The 24,796-nt window shown below is 66.5% G+C and carries 25 protein-coding genes; 11 read left to right on the top strand and 14 right to left on the bottom strand.

Going from position 1 to position 24,796, the window contains the following annotated elements:
* The first annotated feature begins 42 nt into the window (after window positions 1-42).
* The 3 genes from VHP37_09500 (at window position 43) to VHP37_09490 (ending at window position 2,115) form a co-directional block, all read left to right on the top strand.
* The gene (locus VHP37_09500; protein HEX2826567.1) at window positions 43-393 is read left to right on the top strand and encodes an HIRAN domain-containing protein; all 351 of its coding nucleotides are present in this window, start codon (window positions 43-45) and stop codon (window positions 391-393) included.
* A gap of 16 nt (window positions 394-409) precedes the next feature.
* Window positions 410-1,567, top strand: coding sequence for a THUMP domain-containing protein (locus VHP37_09495; protein ID HEX2826566.1), 1,158 nt, complete (start codon window positions 410-412; stop codon window positions 1,565-1,567).
* 137 nt (window positions 1,568-1,704) lie between these two features.
* Window positions 1,705-2,115 carry a hypothetical protein gene (locus VHP37_09490; GenBank protein ID HEX2826565.1) on the top strand — a complete coding sequence of 137 codons (411 nt, stop codon included), beginning with the start codon at window positions 1,705-1,707 and terminating at the stop codon, window positions 2,113-2,115.
* 100 nt (window positions 2,116-2,215) lie between these two features.
* Here VHP37_09490 and VHP37_09485 read toward each other — a convergent pair whose 3' ends face one another.
* Together VHP37_09485 and VHP37_09480 are read right to left on the bottom strand one after the other, a co-directional pair.
* Complete coding sequence (locus tag VHP37_09485) at window positions 2,216-3,352, bottom strand: PilT/PilU family type 4a pilus ATPase (protein ID HEX2826564.1); 1,137 nt, start codon at window positions 3,350-3,352, stop codon at window positions 2,216-2,218.
* 37 nt (window positions 3,353-3,389) lie between these two features.
* A complete protein-coding gene (locus VHP37_09480; protein HEX2826563.1) occupies window positions 3,390-4,430 on the bottom strand; it encodes a type IV pilus twitching motility protein PilT in 1,041 nt (346 codons plus the stop codon).
* 107 nt (window positions 4,431-4,537) lie between these two features.
* On the opposite strand from VHP37_09480, the gene VHP37_09475 reads away from it, so the two are divergent.
* Genes VHP37_09475 through VHP37_09460 form a run of 4 tightly spaced genes read left to right on the top strand, consistent with a single transcriptional unit; the run spans window position 4,538 to window position 7,002 of the window.
* A complete protein-coding gene (locus VHP37_09475) occupies window positions 4,538-5,245 on the top strand; it encodes a YggS family pyridoxal phosphate-dependent enzyme (GenBank protein ID HEX2826562.1) in 708 nt (235 codons plus the stop codon).
* A 27-nt stretch (window positions 5,246-5,272) separates the two neighbouring features.
* The gene (proC, locus tag VHP37_09470; GenBank protein ID HEX2826561.1) at window positions 5,273-6,082 is read left to right on the top strand and encodes a pyrroline-5-carboxylate reductase; all 810 of its coding nucleotides are present in this window, start codon (window positions 5,273-5,275) and stop codon (window positions 6,080-6,082) included.
* Window positions 6,083-6,100: 18 nt separating this feature from the next.
* Window positions 6,101-6,682 (top strand): YggT family protein, encoded by a 582-nt coding sequence (locus VHP37_09465; protein HEX2826560.1) that lies wholly within the window; start codon window positions 6,101-6,103, stop codon window positions 6,680-6,682.
* On the top strand, window positions 6,679-7,002 hold the full coding sequence (locus VHP37_09460; protein ID HEX2826559.1) for a DUF167 domain-containing protein: 324 nt from the start codon (window positions 6,679-6,681) through the stop codon (window positions 7,000-7,002). The genes VHP37_09465 and VHP37_09460 overlap by 4 nt, the downstream gene beginning before the upstream one ends.
* Before the next feature lie 17 nt (window positions 7,003-7,019).
* Here the strand turns inward: VHP37_09460 and VHP37_09455 are convergent, their stop codons facing one another.
* From VHP37_09455 to phaC, 12 genes are all read right to left on the bottom strand, one after another.
* A complete protein-coding gene (locus VHP37_09455; GenBank protein HEX2826558.1) occupies window positions 7,020-8,498 on the bottom strand; it encodes a phospholipase D-like domain-containing protein in 1,479 nt (492 codons plus the stop codon).
* Between the two features lie 86 nt (window positions 8,499-8,584).
* Window positions 8,585-10,051: a ribonuclease G gene (gene rng, locus VHP37_09450; protein ID HEX2826557.1), complete on the bottom strand. Its 1,467-nt coding sequence runs from the start codon at window positions 10,049-10,051 to the stop codon at window positions 8,585-8,587.
* 95 nt (window positions 10,052-10,146) lie between these two features.
* Entirely contained in the window at window positions 10,147-10,782 is a 636-nt protein-coding gene (locus VHP37_09445) for a Maf family protein (protein HEX2826556.1), read from the bottom strand.
* 58 nt (window positions 10,783-10,840) lie between these two features.
* Window positions 10,841-11,311: a 23S rRNA (pseudouridine(1915)-N(3))-methyltransferase RlmH gene (gene rlmH, locus VHP37_09440; protein HEX2826555.1), complete on the bottom strand. Its 471-nt coding sequence runs from the start codon at window positions 11,309-11,311 to the stop codon at window positions 10,841-10,843.
* Window positions 11,308-11,679 (bottom strand): ribosome silencing factor, encoded by a 372-nt coding sequence (gene rsfS / locus VHP37_09435; GenBank protein HEX2826554.1) that lies wholly within the window; start codon window positions 11,677-11,679, stop codon window positions 11,308-11,310. Before rsfS ends, rlmH begins: the two co-directional genes overlap by 4 nt.
* Before the next feature lie 7 nt (window positions 11,680-11,686).
* On the bottom strand, window positions 11,687-12,346 hold the full coding sequence (gene nadD / locus VHP37_09430) for a nicotinate-nucleotide adenylyltransferase (GenBank protein HEX2826553.1): 660 nt from the start codon (window positions 12,344-12,346) through the stop codon (window positions 11,687-11,689).
* A gap of 10 nt (window positions 12,347-12,356) precedes the next feature.
* Entirely contained in the window at window positions 12,357-13,700 is a 1,344-nt protein-coding gene (gene aceF, locus VHP37_09425) for a dihydrolipoyllysine-residue acetyltransferase (GenBank protein ID HEX2826552.1), read from the bottom strand.
* A gap of 82 nt (window positions 13,701-13,782) precedes the next feature.
* Window positions 13,783-16,455 (bottom strand): pyruvate dehydrogenase (acetyl-transferring), homodimeric type, encoded by a 2,673-nt coding sequence (gene aceE, locus VHP37_09420; GenBank protein HEX2826551.1) that lies wholly within the window; start codon window positions 16,453-16,455, stop codon window positions 13,783-13,785.
* A 221-nt stretch (window positions 16,456-16,676) separates the two neighbouring features.
* Complete coding sequence (locus VHP37_09415) at window positions 16,677-17,462, bottom strand: enoyl-CoA hydratase-related protein (GenBank protein ID HEX2826550.1); 786 nt, start codon at window positions 17,460-17,462, stop codon at window positions 16,677-16,679.
* 142 nt (window positions 17,463-17,604) lie between these two features.
* Window positions 17,605-18,009 (bottom strand): hypothetical protein, encoded by a 405-nt coding sequence (locus VHP37_09410; protein HEX2826549.1) that lies wholly within the window; start codon window positions 18,007-18,009, stop codon window positions 17,605-17,607.
* A gap of 201 nt (window positions 18,010-18,210) precedes the next feature.
* Window positions 18,211-18,978, bottom strand: coding sequence for an SDR family NAD(P)-dependent oxidoreductase (locus VHP37_09405; GenBank protein ID HEX2826548.1), 768 nt, complete (start codon window positions 18,976-18,978; stop codon window positions 18,211-18,213).
* 10 nt (window positions 18,979-18,988) lie between these two features.
* On the bottom strand, window positions 18,989-21,001 hold the full coding sequence (gene phaC, locus VHP37_09400; protein HEX2826547.1) for a class I poly(R)-hydroxyalkanoic acid synthase: 2,013 nt from the start codon (window positions 20,999-21,001) through the stop codon (window positions 18,989-18,991).
* A 102-nt stretch (window positions 21,002-21,103) separates the two neighbouring features.
* On the opposite strand from phaC, the gene VHP37_09395 reads away from it, so the two are divergent.
* The 4 genes from VHP37_09395 to VHP37_09380 all read left to right on the top strand — a co-directional run bounded on the left by VHP37_09395 (window position 21,104) and on the right by VHP37_09380 (window position 24,761).
* Entirely contained in the window at window positions 21,104-22,270 is a 1,167-nt protein-coding gene (locus VHP37_09395) for an isovaleryl-CoA dehydrogenase (protein ID HEX2826546.1), read from the top strand.
* 69 nt (window positions 22,271-22,339) lie between these two features.
* On the top strand, window positions 22,340-23,509 hold the full coding sequence (locus VHP37_09390; protein ID HEX2826545.1) for an acetyl-CoA C-acyltransferase: 1,170 nt from the start codon (window positions 22,340-22,342) through the stop codon (window positions 23,507-23,509).
* Between the two features lie 58 nt (window positions 23,510-23,567).
* Window positions 23,568-24,170, top strand: a complete 603-nt coding sequence (locus VHP37_09385) for a 2-hydroxychromene-2-carboxylate isomerase (GenBank protein ID HEX2826544.1) — start codon at window positions 23,568-23,570, stop codon at window positions 24,168-24,170.
* Between the two features lie 81 nt (window positions 24,171-24,251).
* A complete protein-coding gene (locus VHP37_09380) occupies window positions 24,252-24,761 on the top strand; it encodes an O-acetyl-ADP-ribose deacetylase (protein HEX2826543.1) in 510 nt (169 codons plus the stop codon).
* The last annotated feature ends 35 nt before the right edge of the window (window positions 24,762-24,796 follow it).

Here is a 24,796-nt window from a genome sequence, read left to right as displayed (position 1 = left end):
GTCTCGAAACCGATGCGAACAGCGCGGCTCGCGGCGCTGGCCTTGGCTTTTATTTCCGTGCCCGGCGCCGCGGACGGCGCTTCCGCGCGCATCGTCGTGCAGAATGCGCCGCTTGCCGGTTTCGTGTACTACGACGGGAAAGAGGTGTGGGACCGCATCAGGCGCGGCGACGCCCTCACCCTGGTCCGCGAGCCGTCGAATCCCCACGATGCGAACGCAGTCCGCATCGAATGGCAGGGGCGCATGCTCGGGTACGTGCCGCGCAAGGACAACGGCGATCTGGCGCGGCAGATGGATCACGGCGCGCGCGTGGCGGCACGCGTGACCGGGCTGGACAAGGCGGCGAACGGAAGGCACCTGATCTCGTACGAGATCTCGGTGCCGCTCCAATGAGTGAACGGGTGAACGGTTGGTGCAACAATTTTTCGTGACATGTCCGCGCGGGCTGGAAAGCGTCCTTCGCGACGAGCTGACGGCGCTCGGCGCCGCCGAGGTCGCGAGCGTCGACGGCGGCGCGCGCTTCGAAGGCCCGTTCGATCTGTGCTATCGCGTCAACCTCGAAAGCCGCGTCGCCAGCCGCGTGATGTGGCAGGTGGGACACGGCTCGTATCGCTCGGAGAAAGACATCTACGAAGCGGTGCGCGCGCTCCCGTGGCACGACTGGTTCACCGTCGATCACACGATACGCGTCGACGTCGCCGGCATACGCGCGCCGGTGAAGAGTCTCGACTTCGTCACGCTGCGCGTAAAAGACGCGGTGTGCGACGCGTTCCGTGCGAAGAGCGGCGCACGCCCGAGCGTCGACACGCGCGCGCCGGATGCGCGCATCCACGCCTTCCTCACCGCGAGCGATTACACGGTCTATCTGGACACGTCCGGCGAAGCGCTCTTCAAGCGCGGCTATCGCAAGACCACGGGCGAAGCGCCGCTGCGAGAAAATCTCGCCGCGGGAATCCTCGAGCTCTCGGGATGGCAGCCGGGCACCGCGCTGCTCGATCCGATGTGCGGCAGCGGCACGTTTCTCTGCGAGGCGGCGCTGATCGCGATGGATCGCGCACCGGGGCTCGACCGCGAGTTCGGTTTCGAGAAGCTGTCGATGTTCGAGGCGCCAATCTGGAAGCGCATGCGCGACGAGGCGCGCGCGCGAGCGCGTCCGGCGCGCGATCTTCGCATCTACGGCAGCGACCGCTACGGCGACGCGCTCAAGGTCGCGCGCGAGAATCTCGAAGCGCTCGGCGCGAGCGACGCGGTGCCGCTCAAGCAGGCGGACGTGACCGAGATGCCGGCGCCCGCGGAGGCGGGCGTCATCGTGACCAATCCGCCGTACGGCGTTCGCCTGTCGGACCAGGACAAGGTCGCCGAGCTCTATCCGAAGCTCGGCGATGCGCTCAAGAAAAAATTCTCCGGCTGGACCGCCTACATCTTCACCGCGGACATGCGGCTGCCCAAGCTCATCGGGCTCGCGGCCTCGAAGCGCACACCGCTGTACAACGGAGCGCTCGAATGCCGGCTGTTCGAGTTCAAGCTCGTGGCGGGCAGCATGCGAAAGAAGAAAACCGGCACGTAACGCGCCGGATGGCGCCTTCGCGTACAGCCGTGAGAGCTAAGCGCGCGCCGTCAACTGTGACGTAATCCCTCCGTTGCTGTTTCCTACGCTTCATCGAGGAAGCGTCGACGACACGCTAAACGACAGACGGAGGGCACATGGAACGCGAGCAGGCATTGAAGATCCTGAACGCCCTGGCGAACGGCGTTCATCCCGCGACCGGCGAGCTGTTCGGCGCGGACAGTCCTTACCAGCATCCCGATACGGTACGCGCGCTCGTCGAAGCGGTGCGCGTGATGGAAGGCTCTCCCCGCGAGCGCGCGGCCGCCGAGCGCCGCGGCAGCCTCCCCGCCAACAACTTCCTGCGCTGGAGCAGCGAAGAAGAAGAGCGCCTCGCCGCCGGCTTCGACGGGGGCAAGACGCCGGCGGAGCTCGCGCAGTTGCACAACCGCTCGCTCGCGGCGATCGAGGCGCGGCTGCTCAAGCTGGGCAAGATCGACGTGGCCGCGCTGACGGTGCGGCTGCACTACAAGCCGAAGGGGACGGAGAGCGGGGACGCGAGGGAGTGAGGGACCGAGGAGGACGTCACTCCCGCGGAAGCGGGAATCCATTTGAGGCTCGAGACTTGAAAATGGATTCCCGACCCCGCTCGCGCGGTCGGGAATGACGTCAGACGATGTTCAGGTGGGAAATCCCGCCGAGGACGTCTTTCTTCTTCGCCTCTTGAGAATTCAGTTTGATCATCAGCCGCAGCTCGTTCACCGAGTCGGCGTTGCGCAGCGCGTCCTCGTAGCCGATCTGGCCGCCGTCGTAGAGATCGAAGAGGTGCTGGTCGAACGTCTGCATGCCGAGCTCGCGCGACTTCGCCATGATCTGCTTGATCTCATGGACCTCGCCCTTGAAGATGAGATCGGAGATGAGCGGGGTGTTCAGCATGATCTCGACCGCCGCCACGCGTCCCTTGCCGTCCTTGTGCGGAATGAGGCGTTGCGAGATGAACGCGCGGATGTTGAGCGAGAGGTCCATGAGGAGCTGTTGTTTCCGCTCCTCGGGGAAGAAATTGATGATCCGGTCGAGCGCCTGGTTCGAGCTGTTGGCGTGCAGGGTCGCCATGCACAGGTGGCCGGTCTCGGAGAACTCGATCGCGTGCTCCATGGTCTCGCGGTCGCGGATCTCGCCGATCAGGATCACGTCGGGCGCCTGACGCAGCGCGTTCTTCAGCGCGGCGAACCACGAGTCGGTGTCGACGCCCACATCGCGCTGGGTGACGACGCAGTTCTTGTGCTCGTGCACGTATTCGACCGGGTCCTCGATCGTGATGATGTGACCGTAGCTGTTCTCGTTGCGATAGCCGACCATCGCCGCGAGCGAGGTCGATTTGCCCTGCCCCGTGCCGCCGATCATGATGACCAGGCCCCGCTTCATCATCACGATGTCCTTCAGCACCGCCGGCAGGTTGAGATCCTCGAATCTCGGAATCGTCGTGTTGATGGTGCGCAGGACCATGGCGACCCGGCCCTGCTGCATCAGCGCGCTCACGCGAAAGCGCCCGATGCCGCCGGGGCTCACCGCGAAGTTGCACTCCTTGGTCGACTCGAACTCCGCCGCCTGCTTGTCGTTCATCATCGCGCGCGCGATCTCGGCGGTGTGCTGCGGCGTGAGCGGCTGGTTCGCGACCGGGGTGATGCGCCCGTCGACCTTGATCGCGGGCGGGAAGCCCGCCGTGATGAAGAGATCCGAGGCCTTCTTGGCCACCATGGCGCGCAACAAGTCCTGCATGAACTTGAGTGCCTGATCTCTTTCCACTTTCTCTCCCTGACTGCCGGTTGCTTACACCGAGGCGTTAACGGAACACGTCCTTGTTTGCCGCGCGCGCGCGCGCCTCGTCGACCGAGATCACGTTGCGCTTGACCAGCTCGACCATGCACTGGTCGAGCGTCTGCATGCCGAACTGCTGTCCCGTCTGAATCGCCGAATACATCTGCGCGACCTTGGCCTCGCGGATCAGGTTACGGATCGCCGGCGTGCCGATCATGATCTCGTGCGCGGCGACGCGCCCCTGCCCGTCCTTGGTCTTGATCAGCGCCTGCGAGATGACCGCGCGCAGCGATTCCGAAAGCATGGCGCGTACCATCTCTTTCTCTTCGGCCGGGAAAACGTCGATGATCCGGTCGATGGTCTTGGCCGCCGAGCTCGTGTGCAGGGTGCCGAACACCAGGTGGCCGGTCTCGGCCGCGGTCATCGCAAGCCGGATCGTCTCGAGGTCGCGCATCTCGCCGACCAGGATCACGTCCGGGTCTTCACGCAGGGCGGCGCGCAGTGCGTTGGCGAAAGACAGCGTATGCGGGCCGACTTCGCGCTGATTGATCAGGCACTTCTTGGCTTCGTGCACGAACTCGATCGGATCCTCGACGGTGAGGATGTGTCCGTGCTCGACTTCGTTGATGTAGTTGACCATCGCGGCGAGCGTGGTCGACTTGCCCGAGCCGGTCGGGCCGGTGACGAGCACCAGGCCCCGCGGCTGGTCGGAGATTTCCTGGAAGATCTTGGGCGCTTTCAGGTCCTCCAGCGACAACACCGTCGACGGGATGATCCGGAACACCGCCCCCGCGCCGCGCTGCTGCACGAACGCGTTGACGCGGAAGCGCGCGAGGTTGGGGATCGCGAACGAGAAGTCGCACTCCAGGTTTTCTTCGTAGAACTTGCGCTGCCCGTCGTTCATGATGTCGTACACCATGGCGTGCACTTCGGTGTGCTCGAGCGGCGGCAGGTTGATGCGCCGCACATCGCCGTGGACGCGGATCATGGGCGGGAGGCCCGCGGAGAGGTGGAGGTCGGAAGCCTTGTTCTTGACCGTGAAAGCGAGCAGTTCGGAGATGTCCATTTATAATTTCCCCGCCGCGCAGGCCTCAAGCCCTTGAGACGTGAAGAATCGGAGGTAACGCTTTGAATTTACGATGTGTACGCTCGGCGTCGGCAACCGTTTGAAGTATGACAACAATCGCTCACACCTTGCAAGCCGTTAAGGGCCGTATCGAGCGCGCGGCCATCGCCGCGGGAAGGCGGCCTTCGGAAGTATCGCTGCTCGCGGTGAGCAAAACGTTCCCGGCATCATATATCGAAGACGCCATTGAAGCGGGCCAGACGGCTTTCGGCGAGAGCTACGTTCAGGAAGCCGTTAAAAAAATCACGCAGATACGCCGAGCGGCCGAGTGGCATTTCATCGGGCCGATCCAGAGCAATAAAACGGCGCAGATCGCGGATTGCTTTAGCTGGGTCCACAGCATCGAGCGCGAGAAGATCGCGGTGCGCCTGAATGCCGCGCGGCCGTCGAACCTTCCGCCTCTCGATGTGTGTATACAGGTAAACGTCAGCGGAGAATCCAGCAAGAGCGGCATCGTCCCGGGTGAAGAGCGGGCGCTCGCGCGTGCCATTGCCGGGCTGCCGCGGCTGCGGCTGCGCGGCCTGATGGCGATCCCCGAGCCCACCGACGACCTTGCGCTGCAGCGCAGCCGCTTCGCGGCACTGCGGCGGCTGAAAGAGGCGCTGTGCGCCGAGGGACACGCGCTCGACACCCTCTCCATGGGGATGTCGGACGACCTCGAGGCGGCGATCGCCGAAGGGGCGACCATCGTCCGGGTCGGAACGGCAATCTTCGGGGTGCGGCAGAAAGCGGGCGAAAAGCCGACGGTAGAATAGGCGCCGCGCTACCTTCCCCACTCTCGCATGCGAATCACCTTCATCGGCGGCGGCAACATGGCCTCCGCGCTCATCGGCGGCCTGCTCAAGCAGGGCTGGACGCCCGACTCCATCGGCGCCGTCGAGATCGACGCGGCCGCGCGGGCCCGGCTCGAGCGCGATTTCGGGATAAGCACCGCCGCCGACCCCGGCACCGCGGCGGGTTCCGATTGCATCGTGCTGGCGGTCAAGCCGCAGCAGTTGCGCGAAGTCGCCCGTGGCCTCGCCGGCGCGATCGGCGATGCGCTGGTGATCTCGATCGCCGCCGGAGTGCGCGCATCGGACCTCGCGCGCTGGCTGGGCGGCCACGCGAGGCTCGTCCGCGCCATGCCCAACACCCCCGCGCTGGTGCTCGCGGGCATGACCGGCCTCTACGCCGCGTCCGGCGTCGGGCCCGAAGACCGCAAGCAGGCGGAAGCGGTCCTGGGCGCGGCGGGGCGAACGGTCTGGGTGAAGGACGAAGGCGAGATCGACGCGGTCACCGCGATCTCGGGCAGCGGCCCCGCCTACGTGTTCTATTTCGTCGAAGCGCTGCAGCAGGCCGCGGTGGAGCTCGGCTTTTCCCCCGCGACCGCGCGCGAGCTTGCCTTCCAGACTTTCGCGGGCGCGGTCAAACTCGCTTCCGAAAGTCCGGACGACGTCGCCACCTTGCGCGCCAAGGTGACCTCCAAGGGCGGCACCACCGAGCGCGCGATCGCGCAATTCGACGCCGACGGTCTCAAGGCCGCGATCGTGCGCGCCGCGCGCGCGGCGGCCGAACGCTCGCGCGAGCTCGGGGATGCGCTCGGCGCCGACTAACCGAAAAAGCGAAAACCGATGGTCGCGCAAGCCCTGATCTTCCTGATCGAAACCGTCCTCGATTTCCTCACCATCGCGTTCCTGTTGCGCTTCCTGCTGCAGTGGGCGCGCGCCGCGCAGCGCAACCAGATCACCGATTTCCTCAATGCGCTCACCAACTGGGCGGTGCGGCCGGCACGCCGCATCGTTCCCGGCTGGGGCGGCCTCGACCTGGCGACCCTCTTCCTCGCGTGGCTGGTCCAGTTCGCCGAGGTCTTCCTCGTGCTCTCGATCCGCGGCTACGACGTCAGCCTCGTCGGCGGCCAGGCGATCCTCGGCATGGCTTTGCTCGCCGTCATCGCCCTGGTGCGGATGAGCCTGTACATCCTGATCGTCGCGCTCATCATCCAGGCGGTGCTGTCGTGGGTGAACCCCTACAGCCCGATCGCGCCCATGATCAACGCGCTGACGCGGCCTTTCGTGCGGCCCTTCCAGCGCCTGATCCCGCCGGTGGCGAACGTCGATCTCTCCCCGCTCTTCGTCATCATCGTCTGCCAGCTCCTGCTGATGCTGCCGGTGGCTTACCTCTCGAGCGCGGCGTCGAAGCTGCTCGCGCCGTGACCCTCCCGGGATGGGCGCGTTACGACGCGTCCAGCCGGACTCTGACGCTCCTCGTACACGCCCAACCCGGCGCCCGGTCCAGCGGTATCGCGGGCGAGCACGGCGGCGCACTGAAGATTCGCATCGCCGCGCCGGCCATCGAGAACAAGGCGAATGCAGCGATCGTGGCGTTCATCGCCGAGACGCTGCAGGTGCCGCCGAGCAGGGTGACGATCAGGCGCGGCGCGCAGGGACGGCGAAAGACGATCGAAATCCGCGCCGTCGGAATCGAGGTCCTCGCAGAGTTTCGAGGGAAGGGAGGTCTCGGAGGGGAGCCGTAGGTTTCCCTCCGAGGCGTTTACCGGGCATCGTCCGGAGGACGATCCTCGTCCGGTTCGCGGTGGGTGTAGAGCTCGAGCGCGCGGATGACGAGCGCGATGCCCATCCAGCCGCCGATGAGCACGATCGGCACCGCGAGGACGAGCGGCCACAGGATGCCGACCGCGGTGAGGGAGAGCAGCCCCGCTCCGACGCCCATCATCACGCCCGCCTCGGTCCGGCCGAGCACGCGCCGGTTGGTGATCGCCGCCCCGACGGTATGCGAGATCCGCAGCGCGCCGGCGGCCGCGCGCGCGGCGCTGCCCCGGGCGCCGCGCCGGCTGCGGCCGCGATGCGCAGGCCGCCCGGCCGCACGGGGCCGGCTGCGCTGGTCGAGCACGATCTCGGTCGCATGCTCGAGGTCGAGCTCGTACATCTCGGCCATGTGCTCGGCGATCCGGGCGTCCTCGACCGCCAGGTCGAGCTCGTAGTTCCCGATCCAGCTCGCGAGGTTGAGATTGGTCGAGCCGACGCGCGCCCAGCGGCCGTCGGCCACCGCCGTCTTGGCGTGCAGCATCGGGCCGTTCCATTCGTAGACGCGTATGCCGGCCTCGAGCAGCGAGCGGTAGCCCGCGCGCGACACGCGCGACACCCACGGCACGTCGCTCGAGCCGGGGACGAGCAGGCGCACGTCGACGCCGTCGAGCGCCGCCGCGCGCAGCGCCTGGACATACGGCGCGACGCCCACGAAATAGGCGTCGGTCAGCCACAGCGTGCGCGTCGCCATCGCGGCGATGAGCTGGTCCAGCCGGTACAGGCCCGCGATGTTGGGGGCGGTCGCGAGCACGCGCAGCGTCACGTCGCCGGCGGCTTCGATCCGTGACGGCCGGGTCAGGTCGTCGGGCGCGAGCGGATCGCCGGTCGCCGCCCACACCTGCGCGAACGCATCCTCGAGGTCGGCGACCGCGGGCCCGCGCAGCTCCACGCCGGTGTCTCGCCAGGGGTCGATGCCGCGCGCCGGGTCGCCCACCCACTTTCGCGTCACGCACAGGCCGCTCACGAACGCGACTTCGCCGTCGACGCAGACGAGCTTGCGATGATCGCGCGTGAGCCAGCCGAACGGACTGTCGAGCCGCGGCGCGTTGAAGCAGCGCACCTCACCGCCCGCCTGCACGATCTGCCGGGCGAGCTTCGACATGCCGAGCCCGAAGCTGCCGAACCAGTCGTAGATCACGCGCACCTTGACGCCGGCCCGCGCGCGCTCGACGAGCGCGGCGGCGAAATCGCGCCCGACGTGATCGTCGGCGATCATGTAGTGCTCGAAGAACACCGAGCGCTTCGCGCCGGCGATCGCGTCGAGCCACGCCGGGAAGTTCTCCTCCGCGTCCTTCAGCACGCGCACGCTGTTGCCGCCGACGAGCGGGGCGCCCGCCGCGCGCGAAAAAGCCTGCTCGGCGAGGATGCGCAGCGGTGTGGTCGCGGCGCGCTTGTGGTGCGTGGTGGAGGCTGGGTGGTTCAATGCGGGGCGGAAAGGAGAGAGGATAAAGGAGACAGGAGAGGAGCTTGCCACAGTCCTTCTCCTATCTCTTCTCTCCTCTCTCCTCTCTACATCAGGACGATATCGAACTGTTCCTGGTTGTACGCGCTTTCCACCTGCAGCGAAACCGGCTTGCCGATGAAGTCCGAAAGCATCGCGAGGCTCTGCGATTCCTCGTCCAGGAACATGTCGATCACCTGCTGCGAGGCGAGGATGCGGTACTCGCGGGCGTTGAACTGCCGCGCTTCGCGCAGCAGCTCGCGCAGGATTTGATAACAGACCGTCTGCGCGGTCTTGAGCTCGCCGCGGCCTTCGCATACCGGGCACGGCTCGCACAGCACGTGCGCGAGCGATTCGCGCGTGCGCTTCCTGGTCATCTCGACCAGACCGAGCTGCGTGAAGCCGTTCACCGTCATGCGCGTGCGGTCGCGCGCGAGCGCCTTGCGGAACTCGGTGAGCACGGCGTGCCGGTGCTCCTCCGAATCCATGTCGATGAAGTCGATGATGATGATGCCGCCGAGGTTGCGCATGCGCAGCTGGCGCGCGATGACCTGCGCCGCTTCGAGGTTGGTCTTGAAGATGGTGTCGTCGAAGCTGCGCCCGCCGACGAAACCGCCGGTGTTCACGTCGACCGTCGTCAACGCCTCGGTCTGGTCGATGATGAGGTAGCCGCCCGACTTCAGATCGACGCGGCGCGCGAGCGCCTTCTCGATCTCGTCCTCGACGCCGTAGAGGTCGAACAGCGGCCGCTCGCCCTGGTAATGATCGAGGCGCTCGCAGACGTTCGGCGTGAACTCCTGCGCGAACTTCTGCATCGCCTGGAACGTCTCGCGCGAATCGATCAGGATGCGCGCGGTGTCCTCGTGCACGAAGTCGCGCAGCACGCGCAGCGACAGGTTGAGGTCTTGATACAACACCGTGAGCGTAGGCGCGGTCTGCGCGCGTTCCTGTATGCCGTGCCACAGCTTGCGCAAGTACTCGACGTCGGAGGCGAGCTCGTTGTCGGACGCCGTCTCCGCCATCGTGCGGATGATGAAGCCGCCTTTCTCGTCCGGCGGCAGGATGTGCTGGAGCTTCTCCCGCAGGTGCTGCCGCTCCTCCTCGTCGTCGATGCGCTGAGAGATGCCGATGTGCGATTCCTGCGGCAGGTACACGAGGAAGCGTCCGGCGATGCTGATCTGCGTCGACAGGCGAGCGCCTTTGGTGCCGATCGGATCTTTCACCACCTGCACGACGAGGCTCTGGCCTTCGGCGAGCAGCCGCTCGATCGGCACGCCGCCGGCGCCGCCGTGATGGCCGTTGCCGCGGCTGCCCCAGATGTCGGCGACGTGGAGGAACGCCGCACGCTCGCCGCCCACGTCGATGAACGCCGACTGCATGCCCGGCAGCACGCGGACGACGCGGCCCATGTAGATATTGCCGACGAGACCGCGCGCCGAAATGCGCTCGATGTGCAGCTCGTGGGTGACGCCGTGCTCGATCACCGCGACGCGCGTCTCCTGCGGCGTCACGTTGATGAGGATCTCTTCCGGCATCGCGAAGCGCGACGGCGTGTCGGCGCGGGTGAACGCGGGCGCCGCCGCCCGCTCGCCGCGCAGCTCGCCGTCCACTCCTCCGCTGTCGTTCAGTCTCACAGCGTCTCTATCCCCGCCTTCGCCAGCAGGCTCGCGGTCTCCGCGAGCGGCAGGCCGACTATGCCCGAATAGCTGCCTTCGATGCGCGTGATGAAAGCCGCGGCACGGCCCTGCACCGCGTATCCCCCCGCCTTGTCGAGCGATTCTCCGGCCGCGACGTAGCGACGGATCTCGTCCTGCGCGAGATCGCGAAACCACACTTTCGATTCGGACACCGCGGTCTCGACGCGGTCGTTGAACGCCAGAGCGATCGCGGTGACGACCTCGTGCTGGGTGCCCGCGAGCTCCTTGAGCATGCGCGCCGCCTCGTCGTTGGTCGCGGGCTTGCCGATGATGCGGCCGGCGCAGACGACCGTGGTATCGGCCGCGAGGACGGGCCAGCGCTGCGACAGCGCACGGCGCTGCATGTAATGCGAGGCGACCTCGGCCTTGGTGCGGGCGATGCGCAGCGCGTATGCGCTGGCCGACTCGTCCCTGGCGGGCGTCTCGTCGACGTCGGGATCGCGGCCGGGCTCCTCGCGGAGCTGGAAGAGCTGGAACGCGACGCCGATCTGCTTCAGGAGCTCGCGCCGGCGCGGGCTGCGCGACGCGAGATAGATCGTCTGCTTCATCGATTTCATCGCGGGTGCCATGGACGCATCATAAGCAGGGCGCCGCCCAAATTCCATTCACTATTGACCGTGGGAGCGCTCATTCGCGGTGGTAGGGGTGGTTCCTGAGGAGGCTGAACGTCCGGTAGAGCTGCTCGGCGAGGACCACCCGCACCAGGCCGTGCGGCAGCGTCAGCGCGGACAGCGACCACATGACGTCCGCATCGCGCTTGACCGAGGGGGCCAGGCCGTCGGCGCCGCCGATGACGAATGCGACGTCGCGCCCTTCCATCTGCCACCCGGAAAAGCGCGCAGCGACGTCGCGGGTGGTCATCATCCTGCCGCGCTCGTCGAGCACGACCTTGATCGCACCTTTAGGGATCGCCGCCGAAATGCGCTTCGCCTCGGCGTCCATGATGCGCGTCGAGCTCGTCTCCTCGCTTCGGGGCTCGGCCTTGACCTCGATCAGCGCAATCGCCGCCTCACGCGGCATGCGCTTCACGTATTCCTGAAATCCCGCGTCGACCCACGCCGGCATGCGATGACCGACGGCGACGATGAGCAGTTTCAAGTCTCGGCGGTGGTGACGGACTTGGCCGCGCGCTTGCGCGCCGGCTTCGGGGGCGTCCAGAGCTCTTCGAGGTTGTAATGCTGGCGCACCGCGGGCTGCATGATGTGCACGATCACGTCGCCGAGATCGACGAGCACCCACTCGCCGCCCTGCTCGCCCTCGACGCCGTGGACGCGGCCGCCCGCGGCCTTGACCTTCTCCTGCAGATTTCTCGCCATCGCCGCGGCCTGACGGTTGTTGTCGGCGGTCGCGATGACGACCTTGTCGAACAGCGCGGTGAGCTTCCTCACGTCGAGCGACACGATGTCGCGGCCCTTGATGTCCTCCAGCGCCGCGACCGCGGTCTTCGTCAATTTGGTCAGTGTCATCAAATCCTTAGCGGTATAAGCCGTGCGCTCGAATATAGTCGAGAACCGCGTCGGGCGTAAGGTAACGCGGGCTCGTCCCCTGCTGCACGGCGGTGCGCACGAACGTCGCGGAGATGTCGAGGCCCGTCATCGACACCGCGGCGATTCCGCCCGCTGCCGCCAGGTGCACGGCCAGCGGTTGTTGCATGTAGCGTACCGCATACTCGTGCGCCAGCGGCTCGGGCATGCGCGCCTGCCACGTGTCGATCGGATACCCGGGCCGATACGCGACGATGATGTGCGCGAGAGCGAACAGCTCGCGCCACCGATGCCACGTCGCGAGATCGAGAAAGGCGTCCGCGCCGACCAGCATCGCGAGCGGGCGCTGCTTGCCGATCTCGTGCCGGATCTCCGACAGGGTGTCGACCGTATAGCCCTTGCCGGCGCGGCGAGTCTCCCGGTCGTCGCAGGCGAAGCGTTCGTTGCCGGCGATCGCGAGCTTCACCATCTCCACGCGGTCCGCCGGGTCGGCGCCGGGCCGCGTGCGATGCGGCGGCGTGCCGCTCGGGACGAAGCGCACTTCGCCGAGCTTCGCGGTCTCGAGGATCTCCTGCGCGAGGCGCAGGTGGCCGTAATGGATCGGGTCGAAGGTGCCGCCGAAGACCCCGATGGGTCCCGCCGATTGCATCGACGTGGGCTTACAGCACGAGCCGCCGGATGTCAGCGAGCACGCTGGTCAGGTACGTGATGAACCGGGCGCCCAGCGCGCCGTCGATGACGCGGTGATCGTAGGACAGCGACAACGGCAGCATGAGACGCGGCGCGAACTCCTTGCCCGTCCAGTGCGGCTTCATCGCCGACCTGCCGACGCCGAGGATCGCGACCTCGGGGGCGTTGATGATCGGCGTGAAGTGCCCGCCGCCGATGCCGCCCAGGCTCGAGATCGAGAAACAGCCGCCCTGCATGTCGGTGGGCGCGATCTTGCCCGTGCGCATGCGCTCGGACACCTCGCCGAGCTCGCGCGCGAGCTGGAACAGGCCTTTCTTGTCCGCGTCGCGCAGCACCGGCACGACGAGCCCGTTCGGCGTGTCGACCGCGACGCCGATGTTGTAGTACTGCTTCAGCACGAGGCTCTCGCCGTCGGGCGTGAGCGAAGCGTTGAACTCGGGGAATTTCCTGAGCGCCGCAACCGAAGCCTTGATGAGGAACGCGAGCAGGGTGAGCCGCACGCCTTCCTTCTTCGCATCGTCGGCCTGCGCTTTGCGGAAAGCCTCGAGCTCGGTGATGTCCGCTTCGTCGTTCTGTGTGATGTGCGGGATCGTGACCCAGTTGCGGTGCAGGTTCGCGCCCGAGAGCTTCTTGATGCGCGACAGCGCCTCGACTTTGATCTCGCCGAACTTGGAGAAGTCGACCTGCGGCAGCGGTATGAGGTTGATGCCGATGCCGCCCGCGGCGCCCGGCGCGCCGGACGGCTGCGCGAGCTGCTGCTTGACGTACCCCTGCACGTCTTCCCGGGTGATGCGCTCTTTCGGGCCGCTGCCCTTGACGCGCGCGAGGTCGACGCCGAACTCGCGCGCAAGCCGGCGGATCGCGGGGCTCGCGTGCGCTTTCGCAAAGCCGGCTTCGTCGACCGCGGCGGCAGGCGCCGCAGGTGCGCGCTGCGGCGCAGGCGCGGCGGCCGGTTGCTCCTTCGGCGCAGGCGCGGCTTCCTGCCGGGGCGCTTCCGCTTTCGGCGCCGGCGCTGGTTGGGCCGCTGCTTTCTGCTCCGCTGCTTTCTGCTCCGGCGCAGCCTTCGCCGCACCGGCGGACTCCAGCAACAGCACGAGCGAGCCTTGCGACACCTTGTCGCCGACCTTGACCTTGAGCTCTTTCACCGTGCCCGCGCTCGGGCTGGGCACTTCCATCGTCGCCTTGTCGGACTCGACGGTGATCAGCGACTCCTCGGCTTTCACCTCGTCCCCGGGTTTGACGAAAACCTCGATGATCGGCACGTCCTTGTAGTCGCCGATATCGGGCACTTTGACTTCGATGGTTTCGCTCATTGTTCTTCGCTGGTGAAGGGTGAAGGGTCAAGGGTGAAGGGTGCGGAGATGGAAAGGTCTTCCTTCACCCTTCACGCGTTCACTAGACCGTCGTCGGATCCGGTTTCTCCGGATCGATGCCGTACTTCCTGATCGCCTCCGCGACCTTCTTGCGCGGCAGCGCTTCCTCGTCGGCGAGCGCTTTCATCGCCGCGACCGCGACGTAGTGCCGATCGACTTCGAAGAAGCCGCGCAGGGCCTTGCGCGTATCCGAGCGGCCGAAGCCGTCGGTGCCGAGCGCGACGAAGTTCTTGGTCGGTACGAAAGGCCTGATCTGATCGACGAAGACTTTCATGTAGTCGCTCGCCGCGATGACCGGTCCCGGCCGATCCTTGAGGCACTGCTCGACATAGGAAGCGCGGCGCTCGGCTTCCGGGTGCAGCATGTTCCAGCGCTCGACTTCCAGTCCGTCGCGGCGCAGCAGGTTGAAGCTCGTCGCGCTCCAGATGTCGGCGGCGATGCCTTGCTCTTCGAGCAGCTTCGCGCCCGCGAGCACTTCGCGCAGGATCGTGCCGCTGCCGAGGAGCTGAACCTTGGGCTGTCCTTTCTTCGCCTTGCCTTCGGAGAGCAGGTACATCCCCTTGAGGATGCCTTTCTCCACGCCTTCGGGCAGCGCCGGATGCTCGTAGTTCTCGTTCATCAGGGTGATGTAGTAGTACACATCCTCCTGTTCCTGATACATCCGCCGCAGTCCGTCCTGCACGATGACGGCCACTTCGTACGCGAACGTCGGATCGTACGAGATGCAGTTCGGGATGGTGGACGCGAGGATGTGGCTGTGGCCATCCTCGTGCTGCAGTCCTTCGCCGTTGAGCGTCGTGCGTCCCGCGGTGCCGCCGAGCAGGAAGCCGCGCGCGCGCATGTCCCCGGCCGCCCATGCGAGGTCGCCGACGCGCTGGAAGCCGAACATCGAGTAGTAGATGTAGAACGGGATCATCGCCTGCCCGTTCGTGCTGTACGACGTCGCGGCGGCGATCCAGGACGACATCGCGCCGGCCTCGTTGATGCCTTCCTCGAGGACCTGGCCGCTCTTGTCTTCCTTGTAGTACATGAGCTGCTCGGCGTCCTGGGGGCGATAGAGCTGGCCGACGTGCGAGTAGATGCCGAGCTGGCGGAACATGCCTTCCATGCCGAAGGTGCGCGACTCGTCCGGCACGATGGGCACCACGAGCTTGCCGATCTTCTTGTCGCGGATGATCGTGTTGAGGATGCGCACGAACGCCATCGTCGTCGAGATCTCGCGGCCTTTGTCGGTGCCTTTCAACTGCGCTTCGAACGCCGAGAGCGCGGGCACTTCGAGCGGCGCCGCCTTGCGCCGGCGCGACGGCAGCGAGCCGCCCATCGCTTCGATGCGGCTCCTCATGTACTTCATCTCGGGCGAATCTTCCGGCGGCTTGTAGAACGGAACGTCGTCCACCTTGTCGTCGGGAATCGGCAGGCTGAAGCGGTCGCGGAAAGCCCGGATCGAGCTCGTGCCCATCTTCTTCTGCTGGTGGGTGATGTTCTGGGCTTCGCCCGATTCACCCATGCCGTAGCCCTTGATCGTCTTGGCGAGGATCAGCGTGGGCTGGCCCTTGTGCTTGGTCGCCGCCGCATACGCCGCGTACACCTTGTGAGGATCGTGGCCGCCGCGATTCAGGCGCCAGATGTCGTCGTCCGACATATTCGCGACCATGTCGCGAAGCTCCGGATACTTGCCGAAGAAATGCTCGCGCACGAACGCACCGTCGTTCGCCTTGAACGCCTGGTACTCGCCGTCGACGCACTCTTCCATGCGCTTGAGGAGCAGACCGTCCTTGTCGCGCGCGAGCAGCGGGTCCCAGTACGAGCCCCAGATCACCTTGATCACGTTCCAGCCCGCGCCGCGAAAGCCCGCCTCGAGCTCCTGGATGATCTTGCCGTTGCCGCGCACCGGACCGTCCAGGCGCTGGAGGTTGCAGTTGATGACGAAGACGAGGTTGTCGAGCTGCTCGCGGCCGGCGAGCGAGATCGCCCCCAGGGACTCGGGCTCGTCCATCTCGCCGTCGCCCATGAACGCCCAGACCTTGCGGCCGGAGGTATCGACGATGCTGCGGTCCTTGAGGTAGCGCATGAAACGCGCCTGGTAGATCGCCATCAGCGGCCCGAGTCCCATGGACACCGTCGGGAACTGCCAGAAGTCGGGCATGAGCCACGGATGCGGATAGGAAGGCAGCCCCTTCCCGCCGACTTCCTGCCGGAAGTGGTCGAGCTGGTCCTGCGTGATACGCCCTTCCAGGAAAGCGCGCGAGTAGATGCCGGGCGCCGAATGACCCTGGAAGTACACGAGGTCGCCGCCGAAGTTCTCGTTCGCGGCACGGAAGAAATGGTTGAACCCGACGTCATACAGCGTCGCGGCCGACGCGAAGCTCGCGATGTGTCCGCCGAGTTCGGACGATTCCTTGTTCGCTCGCACGACCATCGCCATCGCGTTCCAGCGCACGAGCGAGCGGATCCTGTGCTCGAGCTCGGCGTCGCCGGGCGAGCGCTCTTCGCGCGAAGGCGGGATCGTGTTGATGTAGGCGGTGGTCGCGTTGAAAGGAATGTAAGCGCCGGAGCGCCGCGCCTTTTCTACGAGACGTTCCAGCAGATAGTGCGCACGGTCGGGACCTTCGCGATCGAGCACCGACTCGAGCGCCTCCAGCCATTCCCGGGTTTCCTGCGGGTCTACGTCGGGCAGGATGTCCTTCATGTCCATGGCGTCACCTTCTTTGGGGAGCGTTCAACGCGCGCACGGCGCCTGTAGCGAGTGCGGTTCGGGGAGCAGAAATTATACCTCCCGGTAGGCAAATGCCAGGCCGCTAACGCATGCTGCGGCGCGCCACCTCGATCGTCGCCCGAAAGCGCGAATCGATTTTGACGCTCGCATTAGGAAAATGGATGAGCGCGCGTGCGCTCGACAGACGGCAACGGCCGCGTTCAGCGTCCGGCGAATTGCGCCGCGCGCTTCGCGAGGAATGCGGCCATGCCTTCCTTCTGATCTTCGGTCGCAAAGCTCAATGCGAACGAGTTGGTCTCGAGCACGCACGCGTTGGCGAGATCGAGATCGGCGCCGCGCTGCGCGCACTGCTTGGCGATACGCACCGCAATGGGGCCGTTGGCCGCGATCGCCCGCGCCATCTCGAGCCCGCGCGTCCGGAGCTCGGCAGCGGCATAGACGTGATTCGCGAGCCCGATGGCGCGGGCTTCGTCAGCCTTTACCTGACGCGCGGTGGCGAGGAGCTCGATCGCCATCGCCCGGCCGACGAGCCGGGTCAGGCGCTGAGTGCCGCCGAAACCCGGCGGGATGCCGAGCTTCACCTCGGGCTGGCCGAACACCGCGTTATCGGCCGCGAGGATCCAGTCGCAGCTCATCGCGAGCTCGCAGCCGCCGCCGAGCGCATAGCCGTTGACCAGCGCGATCACGGGTACCGGCAGCGCCTCGATCGCCTGCATGACCGCGGTTCCCTGCGCGGAAAAAGCGCGCGCCTCGTCGACGGTATACGCCTGCATCTCCGCGATGTCCGCGCCGGCGACGAATGCTTTCTCGCCTGCGCCGGTGATCAGCAGCGCGCGCGCGCTCGCGTCCGACCTCACCGCTTCGAGCGCCGCAGCGATGTCGGTCAGGGTCGCCTTGTTGAGAGCGTTGAGAAATTTCGGTCTGCTTACAGTGAGGAGGTATATCCCTTGTTCGGGAGTTTCGAGTGTGACGTGGCTGTAGCTCATATCAAGGCGTGAACAGGTGAACGAGTGAACGGGTAAGAACGTAGGGTAGCCCAGCGGCTCGGCGAATAACCACCAAACAAAAAAGGCCTCCGACTGGAGGCCTTTGCTGGTTTTACCCGTTCACGCGTTCACGACCTTCGCCTTATTCGTCGTCTTCCCTCAACCGGCGAATCTCCGCCAGCCGCTGCTTCGCCGGATCGACCGGCTCCCAGTAAACGAGGTGGCGCGACAGCAGGCGCGACAGCGGCCAGCCGACGATGCCGCAGCAGATCGCGGCGAAACCGAAGACGAAAGCGTCGGCGAGCTGGAACGCCGGCGGCACCGCCTGCATCGCGAACGTGCCGACCATCGCCATGAGCGGACCGAAAGCGGCGCCGAAGAGCCACTTGTCCTTGGCGCGCAGCGCAGTGCTGCACTTCTCGCACCAGTACGACGGGTTCCAGGCGCTGCCTTTATTCGGGCCTTCGACGATCTCGGCCGCGTAGTCGGCCTCGTGCCCGCACGAGGGGCAACGGAAAACGAGGGTGTGCCACTTACAGAGCTTCACGAGCTTCCCCAGGGCTGGATGGATGTTCAATCAGGATTACGGCGATTTAACCGGAAACCTGACGGCGACCATCCGCCGAAAAGGCTGTTTATCAGCGTCTATTTATGCGCCCCGCGGTGCTTGGCCGCGGCGCTTTGATCGGGGTCTGACCCCGATTTTCGCGATACGAGAAATTGGGGACAGACCCCGATTTCGATTCTCCTATTTGGGACCCATCCGGATGGCCCCGTCAAGGCGTATCACCTCGCCGTTCAGCATCACGTTCGAAAAAATGTGCTCGGCGAGGGCGGCGTACTCGTCGGGCTTGCCCAGACGCGACGGGAAAGGCACCTGCGCCCCCAGCGACGCCTGCACTTCGGCGGTCATCGCGGCGACCATCGGCGTCTCCATGATGCCGGGAGCGATGGTCAGGACGCGGATGCCGAAGCGCGCAAGCTCGCGCGCGATGGGCAGCGTCATGCCGGCGACCCCTGCCTTGGACGCGCTGTACGCCGCCTGCCCGATCTGGCCCTCGTAAGCCGCAACCGACGCGGTGTTCACGATGACGCCGCGCTCGCCGTCGGCGCCGGGCTCGTTCTGCGCCATCGCTTCGGCGGCGAGGCGGATGACGTTGAACGTGCCGATCAGGTTGACGTTGATGACGCGCTGGAACATGGCGAGCCCGTGCGGGCCGGTCCTGCCGAGCACGCGCTCGGCCGGCGCGATGCCGGCGCAGTTGATCGCGCCGTGCAGCGCGCCGAAGCGCTGCTTCGCGGTGTCGACCGTGGCGCGCGCCTCGGCCTCGTCGCAGACGTCGGTCTTCACGAAGACCGCCGCGGCGCCCAGCTCCTTCGCCACCGCCTCGCCGCCCGTGGCGTTCACGTCCGCGAGCACGATGCGCGCCCCGGCCCTGGCGAAACGCCGCGCGCTGGCGGCGCCCAGACCCGAGCCTCCGCCGGTCACCAGGACGACCTTGCCGTTGAGCTCCATATTCTTCTCCTTAGGCTTTTTTCGATTTGGCGCGCGGCGCGCGCAGCGCCGTCTTCACCGCTTTGGCAGCGGGCTTTTCGGCAGCGTCCGGGCGGCGCTGCCGGCGCTGGCGCGGCGCCGGCGCTTCCCCGCCGTCAGGCTTGGCCGCGACCGGCCCCGGCTCTGCCGCGACCGCCAGGGGCAAACACGAGGCGCCGGGCGCGTCGGCGCGCAGCGTCACATACGAGCCCGGCGCGTCTTCGAGCACCGGCAGCTCGTGATCGCCGGGGACGCGCGCCGGCACTTTCGGGCCGGCGTGGCTGGCGATCCACCGGCTCCAGTCGGTCCACCACGAGCCCGGCTGCTGGCACGCGCCGGCGAGCCACGCCTCCGGGTCTTCGGGCAGCGAGCCGTCGTTGGTCCAGTATCCGTACTTGTTCGCCGCGGGCGGGTTGATGATGCCCGCGATGTGTCCCGAGCCGCCGAGCACGAAGCGCACCGACCCCCTGAAGAGCCGCGCGCCGATGTAGGTCGACTTCCACGGCGCGATATGGTCTTCGACCGTCGAGATGAAGTAGGTCGGCACGTCGACCGCCTTCATGTCGATCGGCGTCTCGTTCATCACGATGCCGCCCCGCGCGAGCTTGTTCTCGAGGTACATGTTGCGCAGGTAGAAGCTGTGCATCGCCGCCGGCATGCGCGTCGAGTCCGAGTTCCAGTACAGGAGGTCGAACGGGAAAGGATCGCGGCCGAGCAGATAGTTGTTCACGACGAACGACCAGATGAGGTCGTTGGCGCGCAGCATGTTGAAGGTCGTCGCCATCTCGGAGCCTTCGAGATAGCCGCGCTCTTCCATCTTCTTCTCGAGCGAAGCGACCTGCTCTTCGTCGACGAACACTTCGAGCTCGCCGGGACGCGTGAAGTCGATCAGCGTCGCGAAGAAAGTCGCGCTCTTAACGCGCTTGTCCGCCTGCGCGGCCAGATAGCCGAGCGTGGTCGCGACCAGCGTGCCGCCGAGGCAGAAGCCGACGATGTCGATCTCGTCCTCGCCGGTCGCCCGCCCGATCGCGTCGAGCGCGGCGAGCGGGCCCTCGTTGAGATAGTTCTCGAACGTCTTGCCGGCGAAGCGCGCATCGGGATTGACCCACGAGACGATTAAGACGGTATGGCCTTCGCCGACCGCCCACTTGACGAACGAGTTCTTCTCGCGCAGATCGAGGATGTAGTACTTGTTGATCCACGGCGGCACGATGAGCAGCGGCCGCTTGTACACCGTCTCGGTCGTCGGCGAGTACTGGATGAGCTGCATCAGGTCGTTCTGGAACACGACCTTGCCCTGCGTCGTCGCGATGTTGCCGCCGACCTTGAACGCTTCCTCGTCGGTCATGCGCAGCTTCAGCCGCTCGCCGTTGCCGCGCGAGAGGTCCTCGAGCAGGTTGGCGAAGCCGCGCACGAGGTTCTGGCCGCCGCTGGCGAGGGTCTCGCGCATCACTTCGGGATTGGTGCCGACGAAGTTGGTCGGCGAGAGCGCGTCGATGTACTGCCGCGTATAGAAATCGACCTTCTTCGCGGTCTGCTCGTCGAGGCCCTGAACGCCCGCGAGCGTCGAATGCAGGTGCTTGGCGGCGATGAGGTACGACTGCTTGATGTAGTCGTACAGGAAGTTGTTCTGCCACGCTTCGTCCTTGAAGCGCCGGTCGCCCCGCGCGGGCTCGGCGACGGGCGCGGGCTGCTGCCCGAGCATGCGCATGAACGAGCCCTGCCACAGCGTGACGTAGTCCTGCCAGATCTTCATGCCCGTCTCGGCCAGGCGCAGCGGATCGGTCAGCATGCGCGCCCAGGCTTCGAAGAACGCCTTGCTGATGCCGAGCTCGTCGCCCATCGGGCGCACCTGGCCTTCGGCCTGGCGTTCCATGAACTTGCCGAGGAGCTCGCCGCTCCTGGCGGCGATGTCGGCGTACAGCCGCGCCACCTCCGCGGGGTCGAACTTCAATTCAACCTGCTGGCTCTGGTCGCCCATCGTTGCGTTCCGTGGTTGGTTCATAGGTGCTTTCGTTGACGGGGTGTAACGCGCGGGCCTATGATGCAGAATCCATTGATTTTACGCGAGTTATTGCGCAGCAACAACACAAAAGCCGACATCTGCATGACCGATTACGCCTCTCTGGACCTCGACCTGGGCGAAACCGCGGACATCCTGCGGGAAACCGTCCGCAGCTTCGCCGACGCGGAGATCGCCCCGCGCGCCGCCGACATCGATCGCGACAACGAATTCCCGCGGGACCTGTGGCCGCAGCTCGGGCGGCTCGGGCTGCTCGGCATCACGGTCGAAGAGCAATGGGGCGGCGCCGGCATGGGCTACGCCGAGCACATCGTCGCGATGGAGGAGATCTCGCGCGCGAGCGCCGCGGTCGGGCTCTCCTACGGCGCGCATTCCAACCTCTGCGTGAACCAGATCCGGCGCAACGCGAGCGACGAGCAGAAGAAGCGCTACCTGCCGAAGCTCATCTCCGGCGAGCACGTCGGCGCGCTCGCGATGAGCGAAGCGGGCTCGGGATCGGACGTGGTCAGCATGCGCTTGCGTGCGGAAAAGCGCGGCGAGCGCTACGTGCTGAACGGCACCAAGATGTGGATCACCAACGGCCCCGACGCCGACGTGCTCGTCGTCTACGCGAAGAGCGATCCGAATGCGGGGCCGAAAGGCATCACCGCGTTCCTGATCGAGCGAGGCTTCAGGGGGTTCTCGACCTCGCAAAAGCTCGACAAGCTCGGCATGCGCGGCTCGAACACCTGCGAGCTCGTGTTCCAGGATTGCGAAGTGCCCGCGGAGAACGTGCTCGGCCGGGAAGGCGGCGGCGTCAACGTGCTGATGAGCGGGCTCGATTACGAGCGCGCGGTGCTCGCGGGCGGGCCGCTGGGCATCATGCAGGCGTGCATGGACGCGGTGCTGCCGTACGTGCACGAGAGGAAACAGTTCGGCGAGCCGATCGGCTCTTTCCAGCTCATGCAGGGCAAGCTCGCCGACATGTACACCACGCTCTCGGCGGCGCGCGCCTACGTGTACGCGGTCGCGCGCGCGTGCGACGCGGGGCGCATCACGCGCAAGGACGCCGCGGGTGCCATACTCTATTCGGCCGAGCGCGCGACGTGGATGGCGCTCGAAGCGATACAGGCGCTCGGCGGCATGGGCTACGTCAACGACAGCCCGACCGGCCGGCTCCTGCGCGACGCCAAGCTCTACGAGATCGGGGCGGGCACGTCGGAGATCCGGCGATGGCTGATCGGCAGAGAGCTGTTCGAGGAGACCCGGTAGCGCAGGCGCCCCCGCCTGCAGCGCCGTAAAAGCAGGCGAAGCGCCTGCGCGACAGAACGAGCGAGAGTCATGGATAAGTCAATCGTCATCGCTTCCGCCGCACGCACCCCGATGGGCGGCTTCCAGGGTGCGCTGAAATCGCTCGCCGCACCCGAGCTCGGCGCGGCGGCGATCCGCGCGGCGATCGAGCGCGCCGGCATCGCACCGGCCGACGTCGACGAAGTGATCATGGGCAACGTGCTGCCCGCGGGGCTCGGGCAAGCGCCGGCGCGGCAGGCGTCGCTCGGCGCGGGCCTGCCCGAATCGACCGGCTGCACGACGATCAACAAGGTCTGCGGCTCGGGCATGAAAGCGGCGATGCTCGCGCACGACCTGATCGCGCTCGGCACCAACCGCATCATGGTGACCGGCGGCATGGAGAGCATGACCAACGCGCCCTATCTGCTGCCGAAAGCGCGCGGAGGCCTTCGCCTCGGCCACGCCGAAGTGAAAGACCACATGTTCCTCGACGGTCTCGAGGACGCGTACGATCCGGGGCGCCTCATGGGCACGTACGCCGAGGAGACCGCGGCGAAATACGGCTACACGCGCGAAGCGCAGGACCGCTACGCGATCGAGTCGCTGACGCGCGCGCAGGACGCGATCAGGTCGGGCCGCTTCAAGCGCGAGATCGTTCCCGTGGCCGCGGGCAAAGCCACGGTCGAAGACGACGAGCAGCCGCTGAAGGCGAACCTCGAGCGCATCCCGCAGCTGAAACCCGCCTTCAAAAAAGACGGCACCGTCACCGCGGCCAACTCGAGCTCGATCGCCGACGGCGGCGCGGCGATGGTCATCATGACGCTCGAAGAAGCCGAGCGCCGCGGCCTCACGCCGCTCGCGCGCATCGTCGGCCACGCCACCCACTCGCAGGCGCCCGCGTGGTTCACCACTGCCCCGGTCGGCGCGATCCGCAAGCTCTTCGAGAGGACCGGCTGGGACGCGAAGAGCACCGACCTCTTCGAGATCAACGAAGCGTTCGCGTGCGTGGCGATGGCGGCGATCGACGATCTGGGTCTTACGCACGATCGCGTCAACGTGCACGGCGGCGCGTGCGCGCTCGGCCATCCGCTCGGCGCTTCGGGCGCGCGCATCATGGTGACGCTGCTCGGCGCGCTGCACGAGCACGGATTGCAGCGCGGCGTCGCCGCGCTGTGCATCGGCGGCGGTGAAGCGACCGCGATCGCAGTCGAACGGTTGTAGGGTCAGACCCCGATTCTGACGGTTGGGGTCTGATCCTGGTCTAAAAACGGAGCCAACAATGAGCAACCCGATCGATTTCTACTTCGACTTCTCTTCGCCATACGGCTATTTCGCCTCGGCGAAGATCGAGGACATCGCCGCGCGCCACGGCCGCACGGCGACGTGGCGGCCGATCCTGCTCGGCGCGGTGTTCAAGGTGACCGGCATGCAGCCGCTCGCGAGCTACCCGCTGAAGAGCGCCTACATGAAGCGCGACCTGGAGCGCACGTCGAGGCTCTTCAACGTCCCTTTCAAGCTGCCGAGCAAGTTCCCGATCGGCACGACCGCGCCGGCGCGCGCGTTCTACCACCTCAACAATCGCGATCCGGCGCTCGCCAAGCGCCTCGCGCTCGCGCTGTACGTCGCGTACTTCGCCGACGACGTCGACATCTCGACGCCCGAGAACACGGTCGAGATCGCGGGTCACGCGGGCGTGGACAAGGCCGAGATGAAGGAAGCGCTCAACGATCCCGCGGTGAAGGACCGCCTGCGGCAGGAGGTCGATGCGGCGGTGTCGCTCGGCGTCTTCGGCTCGCCGTACATCGTCATCGACGGCGAGCCGTTCTGGGGTTCGGATCGTTTGGATCAGGTCGAAAAATGGCTTTCCACCGGCGGTTGGTAGCTCGCTGCGCTCGCGCTCGCCGATTACGCCAAGGAGGGAAACCTAAGGTTTCCCTCCTTGGACCTCCCTTCCTCTAACACCATGACTCCCAAGCTTGGCGCGATCCGCACAAACATCGTCACCCTCGACGTCGACGCGATCGTCAACGCCGCGAACGAATCGCTGCTCGGCGGCGGCGGGGTCGACGGCGCGATCCATCGCGCGGCCGGGCCCGATCTGCTCGCCGAATGCCGCACGCTCAAAGGCTGCCCGACCGGCCAGGCGAAGATCACGCGCGGCTACCGCCTGCCCGCGAAGCACGTGATCCACACCGTGGGTCCGGTATGGCATGGCGGCGCGCACGGCGAGCCCGAGCTTCTCGCCTCCTGCTATCGCGAGAGCCTCGCGCTCGCGGCGAAGCACGGGCTGCGGACCCTCGCGTTCCCCGCGATCAGTTGCGGCGTGTACGGCTACCCGTTCGAGAAAGCGGTCGAGATCGCGGTGCGCGAATGCAAGGCCGGGCTGGAACGCCACCCGGAGATCGAGCAGATCACCTTCGCGTGCTTCGACGATGCGATGCTCGACCTCTATCGCGGGAGGCTCGGAACGTGATCGTCATTCCCGACCCGCGATAGCGGAAGGGATCG

It is taken from the genome of Burkholderiales bacterium (assembly GCA_036262035.1).
In the GTDB taxonomy this organism is placed as follows: Bacteria; Pseudomonadota; Gammaproteobacteria; order Burkholderiales; family SG8-41; genus JAQGMV01.
The sequence above is the reverse complement of the archived record's forward strand: the minus strand, read 5'-3'. Positions and strand labels throughout refer to the sequence as shown.